Source organism: Nitrospirota bacterium (genome assembly GCA_023229435.1).
Classification (GTDB): domain Bacteria; phylum Nitrospirota; class UBA9217; order UBA9217; family UBA9217; genus JALNZF01.
In genome coordinates this window covers 313,890-335,434 of sequence record JALNZF010000001.1, presented here as the reverse complement: position 1 = coordinate 335,434, position 21,545 = coordinate 313,890, and the positions used below count along the sequence as shown (strand labels likewise).

Genomic DNA, 21,545 nt, shown 5'->3' with positions numbered 1-21,545 from the left:
TTATTGGCACAAAGACAGTAAAGACTATGCGGCATACATGATTCCGTTTTTCCGAGTTATCCTGTTTTTGTGCCGCTGTTACTTATTGAAAGACGCAATCGCTTTTGCGGCCAGACTCTTCGAATTTTGAAAAATCGCGGCAATCGCATCCGTGCTCAGGCCCGCGCCGAGCAGGATGTTCCGCGCAAACTCATCGGTGATCAAGTCTCCCGGTTCGTGGGTGTCCGTATCGATCACGAGTTTGGCGCCCGTCTCGCCTGCTCTCTTTGCCACATGTCCGTTCGACAGGCTGTGTCCCTTGCGCGCAGTGATCTCAAGATGTACCCCGTTTTTGAAAGCGAGTTCGGCTTCTTCTTTGGTGATCAAGCCGGGATGAGCGAGGATGTCAACCCTCGCCTCGATCGCCGCCCTGTTCGTCCCCGGGTGGACAGGTTCCACGAGCGTTTCGCCGTGGGCGACCACGATCATTGCGCCGAGAGCGCGGGCCCGGTCGGTGAGTTCGGTGAAGGTTTCCGGCGGAATGTGCGTGAGCTCGATGCCAGGCAGGGCCGTGATCTTCCATCGACGGTTAAGTTCTTTGCACGCGGCGGCCACCCGCGGGATAGTGAAATCAAGGTTTGAGGCGTCGGCGTGGTCCGTGATCGCGATAACTTCGTACCCTTTCATCACCGCGCGCCGCACCAGTTCCGACGGTACCAGCACGCCGTCGCTGAATAAAGAATGGGTATGGAGATCGATCATAGCCTCACCTTCGGTGTATTGGAAATTGGAAATTTTAAATTTATTTTGCATTTTTCAATTTCCAATTTCCAATCTTCAATTTCCAATTCGCGCGATCAACGCGCCTTCCCTTGGTAACTTCCCCGCTGTTCCATGAAGGCATCAAGGTCGCGAAGCAGTTCGCTCCGAGTTTTGTTCCAGAGCGGCGCTATCAGGATTTCGTCCGGCGCAGCCGCGAAAAGCCGCTGCAACACGATATCCGGCGACAGCCGTTCCAGAAAATCCGCCAGCATCTCGATATATTCATGATAACCGAAGACCGCAAAAGGCTTTTCCGCGTAGAGATCCGCAAGCGCCGTCTCCTTCACCACCTGAAGCTGGTGGATCTTGAGGAACTCGATCGGCAATCGTGAGACCTCATCGGCCATAGCGAGCATCTCTTCCCGCGTTTCCGTCGGGAAGCCGAGTATGAGGTGGGCTCCGACATGAATTCCCCTTCCGATGGTTATTGAAAGTGCGTGCTTAAAGCAGGCGTAGTCATGCCCCCGGTTGATGAAAGAAAGAGTCGTATCGTAGATCGACTGGAGCCCGTATTCCACCAGAACGAAATGGTCGCGGCCAAGCGTTTCGAGCAGCGCGATCTTTTCCTCGTCTACGCAGTCCGGCCTCGTGCCGATGGCAAGGCCGACAACTCCGGGATTGTCGAGCGCCTCGCGGTAAAGCCGATCGAGAATCCCGACGTCCGCATACGTATTGGTATAGGGCTGAAAATAGACGATAAACTTCTCTGCGCCATAACGCGAGCGGAGGTAGGGAATACCCTTGCTAATCTGCTCGCGCAGTGAAGCCGTGCTCGTGCACGCCGAGGGCCGGAAACTGTCGTTGTTGCAATAAATGCAACCGCCTGTAGCAACCGTACCATCGCGGTTGGGGCAGGTAAACCCCGCGTCAACGTTCACCTTGTAGACCGGCGCGCGGTACAACTGCTTCATGTACTGCCCAAAAGCGTTGTAACGTCTTACCGTTGTTTTCTTATCGCTGATTTCCGCCACTTTCATAATACGGACCGGCACGAATGTTTGCACCATACCCGGTTTCTGTTCGGGCCAAAAAGTCTTGCGTACTATACCAGAGGCAGGCAAAAAAATCCAGAAGGGATTTATTATTGACGGCGCGTCGTTTTCAATGCGTTATTGAATGTTTTTTTCAACAGCATCCAGAAATTCCTGCGCAACGGGCAAGAGTTCCTCAATATCCGTTTTGGCGATATTTTTCTGACATTCGCAAGCCGGCCGGAGGTCAAAAGCCTTTCGGAAAGCATCGAGGAACCTGCTTTCAAATATCCCTGTTTGAACGTACTCCCGCTCAAAAAGCGATATCGCCGTGCTCTGAATCGGAGCCGGTATCTGTCGTGCCTGGAGCAGTCCGAGCACCGGATAGAGGAATGTATAGTACAGGCTGTTCATCACAAAGCTCGGCTCCGCGCCTTCAGTAAAGAGAGCCTTTGCGTCTTTAAGGGAATCTCTTGCGTGACTCAGCCGTTTTTGGACTTGATTTCTTTGTATTTCATCCATGTTTTATCATCCTCGCTTTTTGCAAAAGATTTGTTCCTTTTTTGATGACCTCGTAAAATATCAAATTATCACACGGAGGCACAGAGATCACGAAGAAAGATCCGATAATAACGGTAACTATTCAGCACATCTGAACACAGAAGAACGTTACACCAGAGAAAAACCCTTTTATCCGCAGATTAGATGGACGTCACGCCGAGGCGTGATGAAATCTGCATAATCTGCGGATAACATCTTGACCTGAACAGTTACTATAGCAAACGCAATAATTGTTGTTATATCATTTGTAGGGCAACCCTTCAGGGTTGCTTAAAGCAAGGCTAAAGCCTTGCCCTACAGGTAACAATATTTAATGCGTTTGCATTAATCACGAAGGTTTATTCTCTTGATGACTTCGTGGCTTTGTGTGAGACATGACTTTTTTACGATTTCATCAGTTGTTGTACTTTTTCATTTTTTACAGATTCACTCTCGTCCATGTTGCTGTCCTGCCAAGCAACGAGATGCCGAGGAACCCGCGCATCTCGAGTTGACCCGGAGTGACCAGCGTCATCTTGCCGCTGTAGGTCTTTCCGTTCTTGGGATCGTAGACTTTTCCCCCGGCCCATTTGTTCTCTCCTGCATGCGCAAAGTCACGCAGGATGGCAAGTCCCAGACGCGGCGTCTTCCTGAGATTCGGATCAGGGTTGTTATTGTCCAACTTCGGCGTGCCCGGGACGCCTTCCCGGGAACCTTCCGGATAGTTCGGCTCGGTGAGCTCGACGAGCTTTCCGCAGTATTTATCTCCGCATTTGAATAGTTCGATCTTCGCGCTCTTCTCTTGATTGTTCCAAACGCCCAGAATGTCGTCATCTCCGGCAAACACGGCAGTCGGAACCAGCAAAATAAGGACCATAAGAATTTGCAGAATACGTGTATTCATGATGTAGTTCTCCTTTCGAATATTTGTCATCTGCCCCCCCTCACCCTAACCCTCTCCCCTCTGGGGCGAGGGAACATTTACTTCCTCTCCCCAAGGGGAGAGGACCGAGGTGAGGGGGAATTTTCATGCTCCCATGTGAGCGTCAGTTCATAAACGTTTCATATCATTCAACAGCGATCGAACGGTCTTCATATTCCTCGGATCATCGTCTTCAGATTCCTTTGGTGTTTCCATAATCTTCGGCACCTCTTTGAACGCGGGATGGGCAAGCAATGCCCTAAATCCCTCGAGGCCGATATTGCCTTCACCGATATGCCAATGGCGATCGACACGCGAATTGAAGTCGCGCAGACAGTCATTGAGATGCATGCCCTTCAGCCGCTCCATGCCGACAGTCGCCGTGATCTTCTTTGCCAGCGCCTCCACCCCTGTCCTGGTGCGAATGTCATACCCGGCCGCAAAACCATGACAGGTGTCGTAGCAGATGCCGATGCGGGAAGGATCTTTCAGTCGTGAGATGACTTCCTGTATCTGCTCAAGTTCATAGCCGATATCGCCTTTTTCTCCGGCAGTATTTTCAAGCAGGATCATGGCCTTCGGTGCATGAAGCTTGATGGCCATGTTCAGCGCTTCTGATACGCGGTCGATCATCCATTGCGGTTCCTGCCCGCTGGCCGAACCAAGGTGCGTGACCAGATATTCCGCGCCGATCGCCTCGGTGCGCTCCAGGTCGATGACGAAGTGTTCAATGGATTTTGCGTAAAGGTCGGGCTTCGACGACGCGAGGTTGATGAGGTAATTCGTATGCACGAAGACCGGTTCGATGTCCCATTGCTCGCGCAGTTTCTTGAACTCGGCAATATCGTCCTTATCGAGCGGCTTGACCGTCCAACCGCGCGGATTCCTGCTGAATATCTGCATGCAGCTGCAGCCGAGTTCGTAGGCGCGCCGGACCGCGAGGGAAAAGCCGCCGGAGATGGAGACATGAAAACCGATGCGCAAAGGCATTCTTTCACCACTATCAATCATGACATATTAATATCGCATCGCTTTTGCTAATTTTTAGTATTCATCGGACCATTCTATTCTTTCTTAGTCTTTGCCGTATACGTCGTCCCCTTTTCGGCACAACAGGGTGTATGTGCCTCGTGGCCTTTTTGACGCAGCCACCATTCCTTGAAGTGCCCGGTTTCCGCCTTGTTGTGAAAATACGCAATTTGTTCTTCTCTGCTCATATTCTTGATTTCTTCATAGATTTGCAACTGCGCCGATCGTTTGAAAGCAATGCAGTCGAATGTTTTATCACTCTTCTTCATCTGTCACAACCTCCACCGGAGAGATGATGGTCAATATACCGTAACCATTCAAGAGGTTTACCTGATTGTACGCCTTCATCTTGTCAAGCCTGACAATATGCTTAAAATTCCATGAAACAATTGCATCTGCCCGCGATACAGTGGCAAGCGCAACGTGTGTCATATCGTCGAGCCATTTGGGACCAAGTATTTTTGCTTCACGGTACGCATCCCTTAATGCAAAGGTCTCATTGTCGGAATAGACTCGTTCAACACAACTGTCCGGCAATGAGCTGAGCAGATTACGAACAAACTCCGGAGCATTCTCCAGTTCCTTCAGCACAACATCACTGACCAACAGCAGAAGTCCGCCGGATATTGCATGGTCAATCAACTTGTTTGAGGTCTCTGAATATTCTTCGTCAAAACAACCGCCGATGACCGAGGTATCAACATAAATACGCATTAATTTATTCATACGCCGCACCTCCAAACTTCTTTTTCGGCTTCTCTTTCATGGAAAGTTATAATCTGATTATAGTGGAAATGGGGCGAATTGAAAAGAATAAACTTGCGGTATTTTTAGGTACGCCGGTTCTCCGGGATGAATATATTTGCTAATCTTGAATTTTGACTTAGGCGCCACTGACCATGCGTTCAAATTCCTCCTCGCTGATGACCTTCACCCCAAGGGCCTTCGCCTTCTCCAGTTTGCTTCCCGCCTCTTCACCCGCCAGTACATAGCTCGTTTTCTTCGATACCGAACCGGCAGCATGCCCGCCCAGCCGTTCAATAAGTTCCTCAATTTCGTTCCGCGGTCGTGAAAGAGAACCGGTTACGACGATGGTAAGTCCATCAAGCGGGCCCCGCTCTTTCTTCGTACCAGTTTCATAGTCGGAATTCGATATCATCACTCCCAACTTCTTCAGCGTACCTAAGGTCTTCAGGTTTTCCTCCTCACTGAAGAAGCCCGAGATCGATTCCGCCAGCTTTTCACCCATCTGTTTGATCTCGATGATATGCCCGGGTTTTACGTTGTACAGGTCTTCGATCTTCTCAAAGTGCCGCGCAAGCTGCCTGGCGGCATATTCGCCGACATGAAGGATGCCAAGGGCAAAGAGAAACCTGCTAAGCGTCGTCTGCTTGCTCTTTTCGATGGCTTCGATCAGATTCTGTGCGGATTTTTCCGCGAACCGCGGGAGTTCTATCAATTGTTCCTTCCTGAGCGTATAGAGATCAACAAAATGTTTTATGAGACCCTGACGATAGAGAAGTTCCACGTTCTTTTCTCCGAGGCCTTCTATGTCCATTGCTCCCCGTGAAGCGTAATGCATGATACGTTCAAGCACCTGAGCGGAACAGTTCAAGCCTATGCACCGGAAAGCCACTTCGCCTTCTTCCCGCACAACATGAGAACCGCATATGGGACAGTGTTTCGGCGGAGGGAATTGTTTTTCATGACCCGTTCTTTTCTCTTTGATGACCGTCACGATATGGGGTATCACGTCACCCGCCCGCTCCACGACCACCGTATCGCCGATGCGGATGTCCTTGCGCTCGATCTCGTCCCAGTTGTGAAGTGTCGAGCGAGAGACCGTGACCCCGCCGATCCTTACCGGTGTCATGATTGCAACCGGCGTTATTGCTCCGGTCCTGCCGACGGACGCGACAATGTCCTCGATGACCGTAGTGCCCTGATGGGCTGCGAACTTATACGCTATTGCCCAGCGCGGCTCGCGTGTTTTGACACCCAACGCTTTCTGGAGCTTGAACTCATTTACCTTGATGACAGCGCCATCGATCTCGAAAGGAAAAGCCGGTCTGTTTTTTTCAATCTTTTTGATGGAATCGATGACCTGCTCAGCGCCATGAACAACATCCAGCACTGCGGGCGCCGGGAAATGGGCTTTTCTGAGCCACGAGATAAAGTTCGTCTGACTCGTAAACCCGATCCCTTTCATGGCGCCGACACCGTAGCAAGACATATGGAGCTTCCTCTTTGCGGTAATGGCGGAGTCAAGCTGCCTGATTGCTCCAGCCGCCGCATTTCTTGGATTCGCAAAAAGGGGTTCACCTGCCTTTTCCCTTTCGCTGTTAAGCGTATCGAATTCATCGATAGTGATGAACACCTCACCACGGATATCGATCTCATCGGGGACGTCCACACCTTCGATCGTGAACGGCAGCGCCTGGATGGTCCTGATATTCGTCGTTACCTCTTCGCCTTCATACCCATCACCTCGTGTAGAGGCATGGTCAAAAAACCCTTTTTTATAGGTTAGTTCCATCGCAAGACCGTCGTATTTCGGCTCAACCGTATATTCCACAACATCATCGGATTTAAGGAATCTTTTTACCCGCAGGTCGAATTCCCGAACCTCGTCATACGAGAAGGCATTGCCGAGCGACAGCATGGGTTCAGCATGTTTGACTTTTTCAAATTTGTCGAGAGGCGGGGCGCCGACGCGCTGCGTTGGAGAATCAGGCAAGACGTATGCATATTGCTCTTCGAGTTCCTTCAGTTGCCGGAACAGCTTGTCATATTCAGCATCAGAGATAACGGGGGCATCGAGGACATGATAGCGATAATTATACTCGTTGACTTCTTTAACGAGATTTTTGATTTCTTTTTTGATGTCAGAGATAATCTTTCCCATGATGGTCGTGGATAGGAAACCAGTGTGCAGAGTCGTTGCCCCGAACTCTGAACTCCCAACGGAGCCTGCCCCCGAATGATTCTATCGGGGGAACCGTGAACAGTTACGTATCCCCCTTCTCCTCCAACTGATAATCCTTGATCTTCGTCAGGAGCGTCTTGTAGCTCACCTGGAGCACCTCCGCGGCGCGGGTCTTGTTATTGCCCGTCTGCTTCAATACTTGCTTGATGCGCCGGGACTCGGCTATGCGCGTGGCCGCTGCCGCAACATCCTGGAGCGGGCCATCCATGGGCACATGCTCCGAAAGCGCGTCAAGGATGCTCGATTCGCTGATGCCGAGGTCCTGGCTGCGTATCACACCGCCTTCCGCATAGATCACGGCGCGCTCGATCACGTTCTCCAGCTCACGCACATTCCCCTTCCATGGCGATTTCATCAGAATATCCATCGCCTCTTCAGAGATTGTGAGCGGCCCCTTCCGCACTTCGGCTGAATACTTATTCAAAAAATTCTGTGCAAGCGCCGGGATATCGTCACGTCGTTCACGGAGCGGCGGGATGGTGATGGGGAATACGTTCAAGCGATAGAACAGGTCTTCCCTGAACAACCTTGCGGCCACGGCTTTTTCAATGTCCTTGTTCGTTGCTGCAACGATGCGAACGTCTATTTTGATCGGCTTGCCCCCTCCCACGCGCTCGATCACCTGTTCCTGAAGCACGCGGAGCATTTTCGCCTGAAGGGCCATATCCATATCGCCGATCTCGTCAAGGAATACCGTGCCTTTATCGGCAAGTTCGAATTTCCCCAGCTTTCGCGCGTCCGCTCCGGTGAAGGCGCCGCGCTCGTACCCGAACAATTCGCTCTCCAGCAGTTCCCGGGGAATGGCGGCTGAATTGATCGCAATAAACGGCGCGTTTTTGCGAAGGCTCAGGTAATGGATGGCCCGCGCGAAGAGTTCCTTGCCTGTACCGCTCTCGCCGTGGACCAGTACCGATGCGTTGGTCGGCGCCACTTTCTGTATCTTGGCCATGATCTCCTGCATCTGGCCGCTCTTTCCGATGATCTTTGGAAGACCGAGCTGGTCGGCGAACTCTTCTCTCAGGAGAATGTTTTCGGTTGCCATGCGCGAGGCGTCGAGCGCCCGTTTGATCAACACGAGCAGATGGTCGGTATCAAAGGGCTTGGTCAGGAAATCGTAGGCACCTTGCTTGACTGCCTTGACCGCGGTCTCGATGGTTCCGAATGCGGTCATCACGATCACCGGCAGGAGCGGGTTTTCCTGCTTGACCGCCTTCAGCACTTCGAAACCGTCCTTTTTCGGGAGTTTGAGGTCCGTAAGCACCAGGCCGATGCGCTCGTCGGAGAGCTTTCTGATGCCCTCGGCGCCGTCTCTGGCCGGGATCACCTGGTAGCCTTCGGCCTCAAGGGTCTGCTTGAGCATGTCGAGCATGCTTTCTTTGTCTTCAATGACGAGAATGGTATCCATATTTTTTATCCGAGAACACCCGCGTTTATTCGCGAATCTTATGATAATGGTTGATCAACCAGTCTTTCCTATTCGACTGTCCCGTGCCATAATTCAATACAGTTGCCAATCGCATGCCGAATAACGTCATCCTCTCCCGTTTAAACAATACCCTGATTTTGCCCGCTGGTACACAAAGATAGATTATATCATATGGTAATGCCGGTCGCTGTCATTGCCCAAACGCCGGATAGCCGTCTATGCCTGAATTTGCGTTCGTTATGTTTAGCTGATAGCCTGCGCCGTACGGATCAACAAGCCAGATATCATAATCTCCGTCCCTCATGGAACCGATGGCTATGGACATCTCGTCGAACGACCAGGCAGGCGTATATTCATCATACCCCACACCCGGAGAATCCGTAAGCTTGATGATCGTCTTTGTGGCTACAACAACTTTATGAAGCTGAGATGACCTCCCGACGTATCTTCTTCTGGTGAAAGCTATCTCCTGCCCGTCCGGGCTCCACGCGGGATCGAAGTCCCCAACCGACATATATTCCCCCTCTGGAGGGCAGGTCAATGATCCGATGGAGTTCCCCGCCGTGTCCATGAGGGAAATAACATAATTAGTTGCGCAGCCTGTCTGGGATTGAACAAATTTTGAGTATGCTATGGAGTTGCCGTTCGGCGACCAGGCCGGGCTGCCGCTGTATGAAGATCCCGCTATATCGGTAAGCTGCGTCTCCGCCCCGGTCGCTACATCGACTGTGAATATTTCTATATCCGCGGAATACGGATCCTGGCTTATGTCCCGCTCAAAGGCGATCTTCGCGCCATCCGGCGACCAACTCGGCCAATTCCCTGAGGTAAAAACAGTGGGGGTAAGAGTCGTGTCGGTTAAGTTTAATGTCTGAATGGCGGCATTCACAACAAGTCCGTCAGGGCTGCTGGCAAAAGCAAGAATGTTTCCGTCAGGCGACATGGTGATCTTGCCGATATAGTATCCGTCCGGGTTGTCATAAACTATGCTCTGGTTCGTCCCGTCTGCGTCAATTTTGTATATTTTGTCCCATCCGCTCATCGTTGCCACATAATAGACATGCGGGGGAAGGGCGACTTTACCGATCACGGCGCCTTCTTCGTTTCCGAGTTTGCCGCGAAAAACGACGATGTAGCGCTTTGGCGTAATGTTGTCTGAGGGTGGCGCAAAGGAGATGACGTCTGTCTGCGCTCCGGGTTCGAGGGGAGTTGTTAGATCGAGATCTGCGAGAAATGCCCTATTGCCTGATGTGTCATCATAAAATAGGGTGATTGTCCCAATGGTTGTCTGGGTGGCTTGATCAATGTAGGAAGACATCGTTTCCGTTCCGAGGTTTTTGACCTTGATTCCGCCCGATACCTGAGTTATCCCAAGCTTGCCCCGGAAGAAGTAGTTCAACAGACCCGCGGAGTAGCCGATAGCGCGGGGGAGAAGTTCTTTTGCATAGGTGTTATGCACATTGTTGTCAAGCCAAACTTCCTTTATCTGCGGATTATTGCCTGCCGTCTCCACTTCGCTATTTATAAGACTGAGCGCAGCAAAATGATCTACGCTGCTTTGATCCGCCGGGCATTGCTTTCTACTCACATATTTGGTAGGCGTGTTTGAGCCAGGTAGATAGTCAGTGCATAGATACTGATTGATTGAATCGATATTGATCTGAGGAGAAGTGTAAATATGTTCGGATGTCGGGTTATTGTTTGGTATCGTAGAATCGCTGAAGTAATTGGCATTGGTGAATTCGGCCAAACCCAGAACAGAACCAATTTGATCGGTGTCCCAATAGTCCGTTACTCTTGGGTTGCTGAATGCCGGTAATTCTATCGTTTTGGTTGCACTCGAAATAAGGTCTGGATTACCCTTAATATAATCTTCAAATGGATTACCAAACCATTTTATAGGATTCATGGAAGTAATCCCATGGTAAGTGAGGTGTGATCTGAAATCATTTCTGACATGAGCAGGTACTGCCATATCTTCCAGAAGGTGCACCACTTGTCCGACTGCCTGAAAAGTCTTCGCAAAATTTATTTCACGAGCAGTGCCGGTAGGTGACGTTAAGGCTGAATAGTAATATTCCCTGGCATTCTCCCAGCCCATTGTCTGACTGTTGCGCTGTATTACCGGACTTCCGGGGGCCTGATATCCGGTCGCCCAGACAATGTTCGAGTACCATGGTTTCCAGCCATAGCACCATATATCCAACCACAGCGGCTCATCACTCATGGCAGATTCATTCCATGGCTTCAAAGGATTATGAAAATGATTTGAGGCACGGCAGTTGGGGGTATCTTCAAGAAAAGAACCTTCTGTTAACCACCAAAGAATTGTGTTGCCATTTAGCACTGATGACACGCCATCTGTAAATCCTAGAATTACTTTCAAATACGAATTAGAATTAGTTGCAAAGTTATCGACGGCTTTTGCTGTCAGGTCTCTGTGAGTCCTTTCGTTATCAAAACCGATAGCAGAATTTGCATAATAAATAATAAGAAGAAGAATGCATATAATTCCTTTTTTCATCTTAGCCTCTCTCCTTCTAGTTCTTCCCATCTATATGCTTCATTAATTAGTTTTCCCCAATGCGTCATACTATGTAAGAAGAAGACATGATCTTTTCTCAAGTATTCTTTTCGAAAAGAATATAACTTTATTATTTGTTCATTCTCCCACTTGAAATCCGTCCTTTTTTTATAATCAGGGAAAATAAACTCGTTATTCCAAGCAACATAACCTTTTTTATAAACAGTAATATGGGGGGGATTTACCCATGGATCGAGAACACCTGAAATAGTGACCTTTCCCTCTTTGTCGGAAAGCATTTCAATAACCTTGTATGATTCGGTCGCAGCCATTCCAGGCACTCCTTTTGTCTTTGTCCATTCTACAAGCACCACAGCGCCTTCTACCGGCTGCTGGGTCTCAGCATCAATGACCTTGCCGGTTATTCCAGCATAACATCCAGGGCAGACAACTGAAATAAACATTACAGCAATAAGGATAATCTTTACTTTGCTAATCATATTTTGAGCCTCCTTGATTCTTTATTCATTTTGCAATATTGTGAAATATTAGAATCCCAGAATTTTCCACATGCCGTTATCATCGATAACAAACGTAAGAGGATATGCGTATTCTCCATCGGATTCTTGTCTGATTGCGACGCACTCCGCGGCCACATCTTGGACAGAATAGATTTCAATTCGAGTAATTTCCGACAGTCTTGCTGCAATATTGCGGGATGGATTAATAAATATGGACCCGTACCTGTCCCGCGCGCCTGGGACAAAATAGTCTAAAGCTGCGTCCGTATTCCCGCTAAGAACAGCCGCCTTCATCCCCTCCCATTTGTTTCTGAGCAGGGAATCAAGTTGTGCCCTATTCATCACTGTGATGGTTATGATATCCTGATAAGTATTACTGTCCGGCCCTGTTGAACTGATGGTGAATGTGTACCTACCCTCTGTAGTCATCCTCACCTTGTACTGATCCGTGGTTGATGAAATGACTTGTGGTTGGACCGGGCCTGTTGCGCTCAGAGTTGAATTTGCAATGCTGAACGTCCCGTCCACGCTCAAAGTGACTTCCAGAGGCGATATTCCTGATTCAATATTCGACGTTAAGCGGATGTAGTTTCCGGTAGTCGTTGCGTTCACCGTCACCGATGCCATTGCCGTATATCCTGCGGTATCAATTGCGCTGACTGTGATAGTATTCGCCCCTTCTGCCAGCGGCACATGATTAGCGACAAACTCGCTGCCATATACGGTTGCCACGATGCCATTCACCGTCACTCCGGTCTCGTTGCCCGTTGTATTTGTGATCATGCCCTTAACCATTACATCAGGCCTGGATATGGTTGCGGAGTTTGCGGGCGACGTTATTGCGATGTTGATCGGACCCGAAGTCGTGAAGGTGCTGTCATTTGATAAAGCAGAGATGCCATAGCTGTTCGTTGATGTCACACTGAAATGATATGTTGTCTGCATAGCGAGATTTGTGAGCGTAAGGCTGTGGTCTGTTGTAAGCGTCGGATCGCTGATCGTGTTTTCGTATGCCGTTGTCGTGCCGTATGAGACGAGGCTGTCTGATGGCTGATCTGTTGTCCAGGTGATTGTGGCCAAACCTGTGGTTATGCTACCGGCTGCCACTGCGCTGATCGTCGGAGGGATGTTTGTGCCTATTGTATTGAAGGTATTATCTGGTGAAGATGATGTAAGTTCATGGCTGTTTGTAGACGAAACTCTGAAGTGATATGCCGTTCCAGGAGTAAGATTATTTATTGTGATGCTGTGTTTTGTGGTCAACGCTGGATCAGAAACCGAATTACCATACGCTGGGGATGTTCCGTATTCGACAGTACTACTGGCGGCCTGGTCGGTGGTCCAGGTGAAGACCGCCGCTTCTCCGGTAATGTTGCCGGCCGTAACTACGTTGATGATAGGCGGCGTGAGACTGATCGACCCGTTAACCGCTACTGTCTGGCCTGCGGTCAAATTGCCGGAGAATTTGAATGCGCCATAATCTACCTTCGTGATCGTTCCGCTGTACAGCCCCTGGCTAACCGTTGGTATGGAATATTGCCCGGCTGGATCGGTAAAAGTTGTGTGGATTATGGACAGTGAATCAGTTATCGATGCCTGGGCAGAGGGTATAGGCTGGCCGGTTAAAGAATCGGTCACTATTCCTTTAATAGTGCCCTTTGTCACGAGAGTGACTATAACGCTGCTTGTAATGGTTTGGTTATAGGCATCTATAGCCGTTGCCGCTATCGTGTTCTGGCCCTCGCTTAAGGAAAGCGTCGCTGTGAAGGTATTACCGCTCACGGTCGCTTGTGTGCCATTGACCGTTACCTGTGCATTCTTGCTCACGCTTCCGGTAACTGTTAAAGGCGAAGAATTGAGCACTGCCCCGGATTGCGGAGACGTTATTTGCAACGTGAGGGTTGGTATTGGAGCAAGTTGAACATGTAAGGTACTAACCTGGCCTGCTGTCTTCGTCCCGTTTATTGTCTGTTTGATATATCCTCCTTTTTCGAAAATTGCCGTGAAACTACCATCCGCGACTTCCAGTATTGTATATGTACCGTTTGAATCAGTTGTTGCCGTATGTGTGCCGAGAGAATCTGAGACAGTTATCGCAACATTCGGCAAAGGCAATGCTGTGGAAGAATCAGTGACCGTTCCTGTGATTGAATTCGACGGCAAGGTGCCGGTTCCGTTCACCTGTATCGTAATGGTAGGGTGATCTGCATCGTTCGATAGGACTTCTATAGCATCGGCAAAAGTGCCGGTAGCGGTTGGAGCGAAGCTTACCGTCAATGTACAAGAGGCTGAAGCAAGCAGTACGGCGCCCGTGCAACCATCAGCAGTTATTGTAAAAGGTACCCCCGGCTTGGTGACATTCTTAATTATCAATTCACCGCCGCCGGAGTTAGAAACATTAACGCTTATTGTTGGCGAGCTGCCGATTCCAACAGCATTGAAATCAAGACGGGAAGGTATTACCCCAATTTCCCAATTATCAACCAGCTCGGTGAAGTATGCTTCGCTGACGTTGAACCAGTTTTGCGCTGCCACGACCCTGAACTTCATAAATCCGGCGCCGTCCATAAGATGGAGAAGAGGAGTAACGTCGATATGGTTCCAGCCAGCCCAGACATTCCCTGTCACAGCCTTGGACGGCTGCACGGTCTTGCCGTCCGGGTAATAAGCGTATATATGAACAGGCTGAGGGGTGCCGCCATACAGATCGTTTAAATATACGTGTAATACGGCACTGGACAGCTTCCGGGCCTCCACGTTGGATCGAAAACTCATGACATCGTAATTTGATTTGTTTTGCTGAACCTGTAGGGCCTGGGTGTACGATCCGTCCTTCATAAGAACGGTCACGTCTTGGGTGTTTTTATCGGGAGCCGATTCCGTCCTTAACCCGGCGATGAACACCGCCTCCTGGAAAAGATCCACAGAACCGTCACAGGCATCGCCGATGCTGTCCCCATCGAGGTCAACCTGTGCCGGATTGTACAGGGTAGGACAATTATCCTCGGTATCGCCGATTCCATCGCCATCGATATCTGTCCCGGCTTTTACTTCTATATAATCCCTTTTGATCTCGGTATCTGTAGAGCCGCCGGAGTCCGTTACGGTAAGCACAACGGTGTGCATCCGGACGGTATTATAAACCGCAATGGGATTCTGCTCATTAGAGTCAATAAGGCCGTCATTGTCAAAATCCCATGCCCATGAGAGAATATTTTTACCTTCGGCGGCGCTCGACTTATCAGTAAAGTTTACAGTCATGGGTGCGTAACCACTCGTGGGGGTGGCTATAAAAAACGAATCCATGGCTGCACCGTATTTTGTGTACCAGAAGCTTTGAGTAACCATGTTGGTGTAGTACGCTTGAAACCCCATGTCGATAATCTTCGAATTGTTACTATGGTAAAAGCTCCATCTCGCAGTAGGGTATTGCCAGAGATCTCCCGAAAGCTTCGACGCCACTATAATCGGGGGCTCAAAATACTTCTGGACTGCGAGCCCTTCGTCAACCACTTTGACCTCATACGGAATGTCGTCAACAAGTATCAGAATGCCGCCCTTGTCGGGGGTGCTTGAAACCTGAAGGTCCCAACCGCTCAGCCATGGCTGGGTATGCAAATGAAGGTAATGGGCATAGTTGCTGTTACTGGATACCGCGACCCTCGCATCGCCATTTTGATGAATCACGAAGGAGTAGCCGTTCACTCCAAGGTTCATTGTTTCAAAAGAGGACGGCTGGTTGGCGTCTCCCCGAAGCACTCTTGATCCCATGAGAATATACGGGACGTTATCCGGTCCGACGGCAATATCGAATTCTCCGGATAAACTGCCGCTCGCGATCGGCCAGACGGTCGTCTTGTGCCATGTGCCGCCTACCCGGTTAGCATAAGTGAGGGTTTGAGCGCTTTTTCCTTTTGATGTTTCATACAACTGATAGACGACGTGGGGTACGCCGTTTGCGTCTATTGCGATGGCACACTTCGGTTGAATAGAAGTCTTTCGGCTTTCTAGTATTTCATAGCCCTCCCATGAATGGTTTGCTTTCGGGCTGTTCGCAGTGTTGAATTTCTTGTAAATGGGATGATAATCCCAGTTAAATGTTACCATGTGCACCACGTTCTGGCCGTCGATTGCGAGGCCGATCCCGGCCCCACCACGCCACTGATCCTCCCAACCGACGCCGCTCCAGCTTGACCCATCCTGGGATGTGTACACTTCCACCCACCCGTCCCACTGACCGGTATGCCCCGCGTCACCGATGAAATAGTAAATTCTGCCCGATGAAGTCCTGATTATCCGCTTGCCGTTATTAAGAGCGTTTACCAGCCCCAGATTGAGCATGACCGGATCATCAATAGCGAAAGCATAAAGCGAAGACGCCAGCACTAATAAAAAGGCCATTAAGAACTTGGACATTCGAATGATTCCGCTCTTCATGTCTTTCAGCTTTTTCTTCTTTGCACGTATATCCCTCATTCGGTCCTCCCTCACTTGATATGCTGCAATTGATCTTAACTTTTTATCATCTAGTGCTAAAGCTTTTACAACGATTAACATGGCATCATTTTATTATTGCAATCATTCTATACCAGATCCCGATTGCACTCCAATGACGAGATGCATCACAATATGGTTTTCCCTAAAATATAAATTTATTGATTTTGTTTCCTTGGTCTGAGGCGAAGCCTCGTTCAGAATTGTTCATTTGCGGACACTCGCATTCATTCGAGCCGAAAGAACTTATCCTTTCGGCAGCGTTACCACAAACTCCGTTCCCTGCCCTTCCCTGCTCTTCACCTCGATGCGACCGCCATGGGAGGTAACAATCTTATGTACAAGGGCAAGCCCCATGCCCACACCCGTATCTTTCAAGGTAAAAAAGGGAAGGAATATCTTTTTCAATTTATCGGAAGGTATGCCAATGCCCGTATCGCGAACCACGATCTTGAGGTCACGATTCGTCTTCGCCTCAATGGTAAGCGTACCTCCGTCCGGCATGGCCTCGACCGCGTTCTGAAGAAGATTGGAAAACGCCTGCCGCATCAGGACTTCATCAACGGAGACCTCGGCATCCGCGAGTTTCAATATTGTCTCGATCCGTGAATTCCCGCCTTTGGCCTGCAGGACCGCGGCCATACAGCTCGTGATCATTTCCTTGATGGTGACCTTAACCCGGTTGAGCGATGCCGGACGCGCGAAGGTCAGCAGGTCTCCGATGATCCGATTCATGCCGTTGATCTCGTTCGCGATGCTCCGTATCGTCTCTTGACCGGCCGGATCGTTTTTCTTCGACAGCAGCGTGAGATATCCCGAGATGACCGCCATGGGGTTCCTGAGCTCATGCGCAATGCCTGCCGACATCTCACCGAGCGCGGTCAGGCGTTCCCGAAGCTCCACCTGTTCCAAAAGCCGCTTGACCTCCGTAAGGTCCGAGAAGGAAACGATAACACCAAGTGCGGCCGCTTGCCGGTCCATGAGCACGGCAGTATTGTAACCCAGCCAGAGCTTGCCGCCGGGCCTGTCAAGCATCGTCTCCATCCGCGCAGACGGGACTCTCTTCTCAAGCGTCTCGTGCACCATCCTCGCGATCTCACTGTCTCCGAACAACTCCTGAGCGGTCTTCCCCATGGCCTGTTCCCGATGTAAACAGAGCATCTCCAGAGCGGCGCGGTTGATCGTCGCAAGATGACACTCCTTATCGAAGGTCATTACTCCGTTCGTGACGCACTGGAGAATATTTTCGTTGTAGGTTTCAATGTTCTCGGCGCGTTGTTCCGCAAGTGCCCTGAGCCGCTCCAGCTCTTTTTCCTTCTCCTTGAGCTGTTTGGTAACTTCCTGGAAGGCGTTGATGATGAACGAGGTGTCGGTGGTCTTCTCGCGCTCCACATTCTGCATGCCGAGTTCGCGGCGATACCGACGCGCAATGCTCCACAAGAGCATCGATCCGATCACGACGATCAAAACGCCGAGCATCAGTATGAAAAAGGGTTGAGACGTCATACGCGGAACAGTCCGAGATACCACAAAACGATGGAAGGGCCATGGAACGCGCTCGCTACCGCGCCGATCGCAAGGAACGGTCCGAAGGGAATGAACTTTTCCATTTTATGTCTCTTCAGAACGATCAGTAAAACTCCGACCACGGATCCTGCCAGCGCGCCGAGCATGATGGTAAGGAGAGCGCCCTTCCACCCCAGGAAGCTGCCCACCATGCCCATGAGTTTCACGTCTCCGCCGCCCATTGCCTCGACGTGCCGGAGCTTTTCCCAGATCCATCCGATTGCGAGGAGCGGGCCTCCGCCGAGGACCAGACCAATGAGAGAATTCAGGAAACCCGTCAGGTACGGCCCGGCGTGGGGAATAAGGCTGTCGAGGTGGAACGGCAGCGGATCGCCGAGCGGGGACATGAAGAACGGCGCGAGTGAAAGGCCGACGAGCATGCCCGGCAGGGTAATGCTGTCGGGGATGATCAGGTGGTGGTAGTCGATAACCGTGATGACGATCAAGGACGAGCAGAGGGCCATCATGAGGAATGCCTCTCCGCTGATACCGAACTCGCTGACGATCCAGACAAAGAACAGCGCGTTCACCAGCTCGACAAACGGGTATTGCCAGGAGATGGGCTCTCCGCAATTCCTGCATTTACCCCGCAGGAGTAGAAAACTGAGAAGCGGTATATTGTCGTAGAACCGTATCCCGCCTTGACAACGCGGGCAATGGGAAGGCGGGGTGACGATGGAACCGCCGCGCGGCAGGCGCACGATGCAGACATTCAGAAAGCTTCCCACGAGCAGGCCAACGACAAACGCAACCGCACTGATCATACGCTGGCGTCCCCCTTCCGCTTCGGAGCAAACTTGAACAGGTTTTGCTCGCTCTTGATCTTGGCATTCAACTCTTCGAGTTCCTGTTTCCGGTCAATCAGCTCCTGCATGGCATCGGAGATTTCCTCGTTCTGGATCAGTTGTTCACTCATTTTCGGCAGCGCATCCCCCATGGCGAGGTTTACCACCTTGCGGCCGATGCTTTGGTGCAGTTCATCGATCCGTGTCTGGACCTCGCTGATCCTGATACGCAGTCGGACAATGGCGATCTCAGCCCTCACCCGATCGGCAAAGAGAACAGCGGCAATTGATAACCTCTGCGCGCCTCGTTGCATGTTCAATACCGCTTTTTCCCAGATCGTCATCTTGACTCCTTATTGCGGGTGCAGGGTCCGGGGTACAGGGTTCAGGGTTCAGGTTACAGATTAACAGATAATTACGGTCCTTCCTCTTTCCCTGAACCCTTTAACCTGTTTTTTACTCTATCAGAATACTCGCAAAATATCAACCCACGGATATCAGTCCGAGCCTGCCCTGCCACTTCCGCTTCAGAAGTTCACGGAGCTGCGGATACTGTTCGAGTGTCGGGTCCTGTTGGACCAGTTCAAAGGCTTCTGTTCTTGCCTTTTCGAGCAGGTCCGCGTCACGAATGATGTTCGCCGCTCGCAGGTCCGGCAGGCCAGACTGGCGCGTGCCGAAGAATTCTCCGGGACCGCGCAGCCGCAGGTCTTCTTCGGCGATCATGAAGCCGTCATTCGTGCGGGTGAAGGCATTCAGCCGCTCACGCGCTTCTTCCGCGAACATCCTCGGTCCCATGAGAATGCAATAGGATTGTTTTTCGCCCCTGCCGACCCTCCCCCGAAGCTGATGGAGCTGCGCCAGACCGAACCGCTCGGGGTGTTCGATCGCCATTACCCCGGCATTCGGCACGTCCACGCCGACCTCGATCACCGTGGTCGAGACCAGGAGGTGTATTGCTCCCGCTTTAAAGGACGTCATGACGGCTTCTTTCTCTTCGCCCTTCATTCTGCCGTGCAAAAGCCCTACCTTCCAGTTCGGGAAGATGTCCGCCTGGAGATGCGCTGCCATCTCGGTCGCTGCCTTCAGATCGCTCTTTTCCGTCTCTTCCACAAGCGGATACACCACGTATACCTGCCGTCCTTTCGCAAGCTCGCTTTCGATGAACTGGTACGCATCCTTCCTCCGGTTCTCGAAATAAAGACGGGTGATTATCGGGATCCTGCCCGGCGGCATTTCGTCGATCACGGACACGTCGAGATCGCCGTAGACCGTAAGCGCGAGCGTGCGCGGGATCGGCGTTGCAGTCATGACCAGCACATCCGGCTCATACCCCTTGGACGTGAGCGTGGAACGCTGCATCACGCCGAAACGGTGCTGTTCGTCGATGACCGCGAGTCCCAGGCGGGCGAACTTCACGTTCTGTTCGATCAACGCGTGGGTGCCGACCACGATCTGCGCCGCGCCGGACCCGATCTCTCCCAGCAGTGATTCTTTTTCCTTCTTTTTCATGCGGCCGGTAAGCGAGCGGACGGATATTTTGAGTGACGAGACCATGTCCGTGATATTCTTGAAGTGCTGTTCGGCAAGGATCTCCGTCGGCGCCATGATACAAGCCTGGTATCCATTCTCCACAGCCATGAGCGAGGCGATCAGAGCGACCACGGTCTTGCCGCAGCCCACATCACCCTGCACCAGCCGGTTCATGGGCCGGTCCGCGGTCATGTCTTTTTTGATCTCGCCGATCACCCGCTCCTGTGCGGCCGTCAGTTTGTAGGGCAGGTCCCTTCTGAGCGCTGTCTCGAGCAACGTGAGCGATCTGAACGTTATCCCCTTCTTTTCAACGACCACTCCCCGCTTCCTGAGCGCGAGCCCCAGCTCCAGTGAGAACAGTTCCTCGAAGCTTAAGCGTCGGTGGGCCGCGCTCGTGCCGCGGTTCAGGACAACAAGGTCCTTTTCTTTTGTGGGGAAGTGCGCTTCTGACAATGCTTCAAGAGAGGACATGAGTGAGTATTTCTGGATCAGGAAGTCAGGCAGTGCTTCCCGCACCGATCCCGCGCAGGAATCCAGGATGGTCTTCATCATCGTGCGGATCGCGCGGACCGACAATCCCGAGGTGGCGCGGTAGATCGGAACGGTCCTGCCGGCGTGGATCAGGTCATCCGATTCGTCCTCACCCATGATCTCGAATTCCGGATTGTCAATCTGAGGCAGACCGCTCCGATAGGGATTGGACTTCACGACACCCGAGAGAATTACCCTTTGGCCGGGCCTGAATGTCTTTTTCATAAAGGCCTGGTTGTACCACGAACCAACAAGCATTCCGCTCTTGTCCGTGATCACCAGTTCGAAGACCTTAACGCGTTGCCGTTTGGTCTGGACCACGTCGGCGGATACAACCTCGCCGGACACTGTCTCAAAAGAACCATAGGTGAGTCTGCCGATCTTTTTGAGATTTCCCCGGTCCTCGTAACGCCACGGGAGATACGAAAGCGCGTCTTCGATCGTAGTGATACCGAGTTTCTGGAGCAGTTCAGCCCGTTTGGGGCCGACGCCTTTGCAGTACTGGATGGGGGCATCGAGCCGCAGAACCGTGCCGGCCTCCCCCGTTTGAGGCGCAGCCTCTTTCGGGGGGTGAGGGGGAATAACAACTGGCGCCTTGCCTCCATCGGTCTTTTTTTCATTTTGCTCAAATGCGTCGATCACCGCCACTGCCGTGACGATCCGGTCCTTTTTCTTTTCCAATGAAAGCGCATCGAATCCGGCAAACAGATTTTCCATCTTGGCTATTTCGTCATGGTCCTTCACGATTTGTTTCAGGTCCTCGACCTGGGATTGAATGAAAGGTTCCATGGCTGTCAGGCTTTTAATATGGGCAAAATCGTCCCGTGCCGCAAAAGTCAGCGGTTTCCTGATCCGGTCAAGGATGGTTTTGAGGTTGTCCATGGGCATGGACAATATTAGAATATTTTAGGGGTTTTGT

General features: G+C 51.2%; 16 protein-coding genes. All 16 read right to left on the bottom strand.

Going from position 1 to position 21,545, the window contains the following annotated elements:
• Window positions 1-78 precede the first annotated feature (78 nt).
• The 16 genes from M0R70_01445 to recG all read right to left on the bottom strand — a co-directional run bounded on the left by M0R70_01445 (window position 79) and on the right by recG (window position 21,508).
• On the bottom strand, window positions 79-741 hold the full coding sequence (locus M0R70_01445) for a histidinol phosphate phosphatase domain-containing protein (GenBank protein MCK9418025.1): 663 nt from the start codon (window positions 739-741) through the stop codon (window positions 79-81).
• Between the two features lie 95 nt (window positions 742-836).
• Window positions 837-1,808, bottom strand: a complete 972-nt coding sequence (locus M0R70_01440; GenBank protein MCK9418024.1) for a TIGR01212 family radical SAM protein — start codon at window positions 1,806-1,808, stop codon at window positions 837-839.
• A 102-nt stretch (window positions 1,809-1,910) separates the two neighbouring features.
• Complete coding sequence (locus M0R70_01435; protein MCK9418023.1) at window positions 1,911-2,294, bottom strand: HEPN domain-containing protein; 384 nt, start codon at window positions 2,292-2,294, stop codon at window positions 1,911-1,913.
• Between the two features lie 457 nt (window positions 2,295-2,751).
• Complete coding sequence (locus M0R70_01430; protein ID MCK9418022.1) at window positions 2,752-3,216, bottom strand: DUF2147 domain-containing protein; 465 nt, start codon at window positions 3,214-3,216, stop codon at window positions 2,752-2,754.
• Window positions 3,217-3,363: 147 nt separating this feature from the next.
• A complete protein-coding gene (locus tag M0R70_01425) occupies window positions 3,364-4,224 on the bottom strand; it encodes a deoxyribonuclease IV (GenBank protein ID MCK9418021.1) in 861 nt (286 codons plus the stop codon).
• 74 nt (window positions 4,225-4,298) lie between these two features.
• Window positions 4,299-4,532, bottom strand: a complete 234-nt coding sequence (locus M0R70_01420; protein MCK9418020.1) for a hypothetical protein — start codon at window positions 4,530-4,532, stop codon at window positions 4,299-4,301.
• On the bottom strand, window positions 4,519-4,989 hold the full coding sequence (locus M0R70_01415; protein ID MCK9418019.1) for a hypothetical protein: 471 nt from the start codon (window positions 4,987-4,989) through the stop codon (window positions 4,519-4,521). The genes M0R70_01420 and M0R70_01415 overlap by 14 nt, the downstream gene beginning before the upstream one ends.
• Before the next feature lie 157 nt (window positions 4,990-5,146).
• Window positions 5,147-7,168, bottom strand: a complete 2,022-nt coding sequence (ligA, locus tag M0R70_01410) for an NAD-dependent DNA ligase LigA (protein MCK9418018.1) — start codon at window positions 7,166-7,168, stop codon at window positions 5,147-5,149.
• A gap of 103 nt (window positions 7,169-7,271) precedes the next feature.
• Complete coding sequence (locus tag M0R70_01405) at window positions 7,272-8,654, bottom strand: sigma-54 dependent transcriptional regulator (protein MCK9418017.1); 1,383 nt, start codon at window positions 8,652-8,654, stop codon at window positions 7,272-7,274.
• A 211-nt stretch (window positions 8,655-8,865) separates the two neighbouring features.
• Window positions 8,866-11,199, bottom strand: coding sequence for a hypothetical protein (locus M0R70_01400; GenBank protein MCK9418016.1), 2,334 nt, complete (start codon window positions 11,197-11,199; stop codon window positions 8,866-8,868).
• Entirely contained in the window at window positions 11,196-11,699 is a 504-nt protein-coding gene (locus tag M0R70_01395; GenBank protein MCK9418015.1) for a carboxypeptidase-like regulatory domain-containing protein, read from the bottom strand. The genes M0R70_01400 and M0R70_01395 overlap by 4 nt, the downstream gene beginning before the upstream one ends.
• A 48-nt stretch (window positions 11,700-11,747) precedes the next feature.
• Window positions 11,748-16,277 (bottom strand): carboxypeptidase regulatory-like domain-containing protein, encoded by a 4,530-nt coding sequence (locus M0R70_01390; protein MCK9418014.1) that lies wholly within the window; start codon window positions 16,275-16,277, stop codon window positions 11,748-11,750.
• A gap of 183 nt (window positions 16,278-16,460) precedes the next feature.
• On the bottom strand, window positions 16,461-17,720 hold the full coding sequence (locus M0R70_01385; protein ID MCK9418013.1) for an ATP-binding protein: 1,260 nt from the start codon (window positions 17,718-17,720) through the stop codon (window positions 16,461-16,463).
• Window positions 17,717-18,544 carry a prepilin peptidase gene (locus M0R70_01380; protein ID MCK9418012.1) on the bottom strand — a complete coding sequence of 276 codons (828 nt, stop codon included), beginning with the start codon at window positions 18,542-18,544 and terminating at the stop codon, window positions 17,717-17,719. The genes M0R70_01385 and M0R70_01380 overlap by 4 nt, the downstream gene beginning before the upstream one ends.
• The gene (locus M0R70_01375) at window positions 18,541-18,909 is read right to left on the bottom strand and encodes a hypothetical protein (protein ID MCK9418011.1); all 369 of its coding nucleotides are present in this window, start codon (window positions 18,907-18,909) and stop codon (window positions 18,541-18,543) included. The genes M0R70_01380 and M0R70_01375 overlap by 4 nt, the downstream gene beginning before the upstream one ends.
• A 139-nt stretch (window positions 18,910-19,048) precedes the next feature.
• Entirely contained in the window at window positions 19,049-21,508 is a 2,460-nt protein-coding gene (gene recG, locus M0R70_01370) for an ATP-dependent DNA helicase RecG (GenBank protein MCK9418010.1), read from the bottom strand.
• Between the last annotated feature and the right edge of the window lie 37 nt (window positions 21,509-21,545).

Coding starts and splice junctions, on each gene's coding strand:
- M0R70_01445 (MCK9418025.1), bottom strand. CDS start 741: ATGATCGATCTCCATACCCATTCTTTATTCAGCGACGGCGTGCTGGTA.
- M0R70_01440 (MCK9418024.1), bottom strand. CDS start 1,808: ATGGTGCAAACATTCGTGCCGGTCCGTATTATGAAAGTGGCGGAAATC.
- M0R70_01435 (MCK9418023.1), bottom strand. CDS start 2,294: ATGGATGAAATACAAAGAAATCAAGTCCAAAAACGGCTGAGTCACGCA.
- M0R70_01430 (MCK9418022.1), bottom strand. CDS start 3,216: ATGAATACACGTATTCTGCAAATTCTTATGGTCCTTATTTTGCTGGTT.
- M0R70_01425 (MCK9418021.1), bottom strand. CDS start 4,224: ATGCCTTTGCGCATCGGTTTTCATGTCTCCATCTCCGGCGGCTTTTCC.
- M0R70_01420 (MCK9418020.1), bottom strand. CDS start 4,532: ATGAAGAAGAGTGATAAAACATTCGACTGCATTGCTTTCAAACGATCG.
- M0R70_01415 (MCK9418019.1), bottom strand. CDS start 4,989: ATGAATAAATTAATGCGTATTTATGTTGATACCTCGGTCATCGGCGGT.
- ligA (MCK9418018.1), bottom strand. CDS start 7,168: ATGGGAAAGATTATCTCTGACATCAAAAAAGAAATCAAAAATCTCGTT.
- M0R70_01405 (MCK9418017.1), bottom strand. CDS start 8,654: ATGGATACCATTCTCGTCATTGAAGACAAAGAAAGCATGCTCGACATG.
- M0R70_01400 (MCK9418016.1), bottom strand. CDS start 11,199: ATGAAAAAAGGAATTATATGCATTCTTCTTCTTATTATTTATTATGCA.
- M0R70_01395 (MCK9418015.1), bottom strand. CDS start 11,699: ATGATTAGCAAAGTAAAGATTATCCTTATTGCTGTAATGTTTATTTCA.
- M0R70_01390 (MCK9418014.1), bottom strand. CDS start 16,277: ATGTTAATCGTTGTAAAAGCTTTAGCACTAGATGATAAAAAGTTAAGA.
- M0R70_01385 (MCK9418013.1), bottom strand. CDS start 17,720: ATGACGTCTCAACCCTTTTTCATACTGATGCTCGGCGTTTTGATCGTC.
- M0R70_01380 (MCK9418012.1), bottom strand. CDS start 18,544: ATGATCAGTGCGGTTGCGTTTGTCGTTGGCCTGCTCGTGGGAAGCTTT.
- M0R70_01375 (MCK9418011.1), bottom strand. CDS start 18,909: ATGACGATCTGGGAAAAAGCGGTATTGAACATGCAACGAGGCGCGCAG.
- recG (MCK9418010.1), bottom strand. CDS start 21,508: ATGGACAACCTCAAAACCATCCTTGACCGGATCAGGAAACCGCTGACT.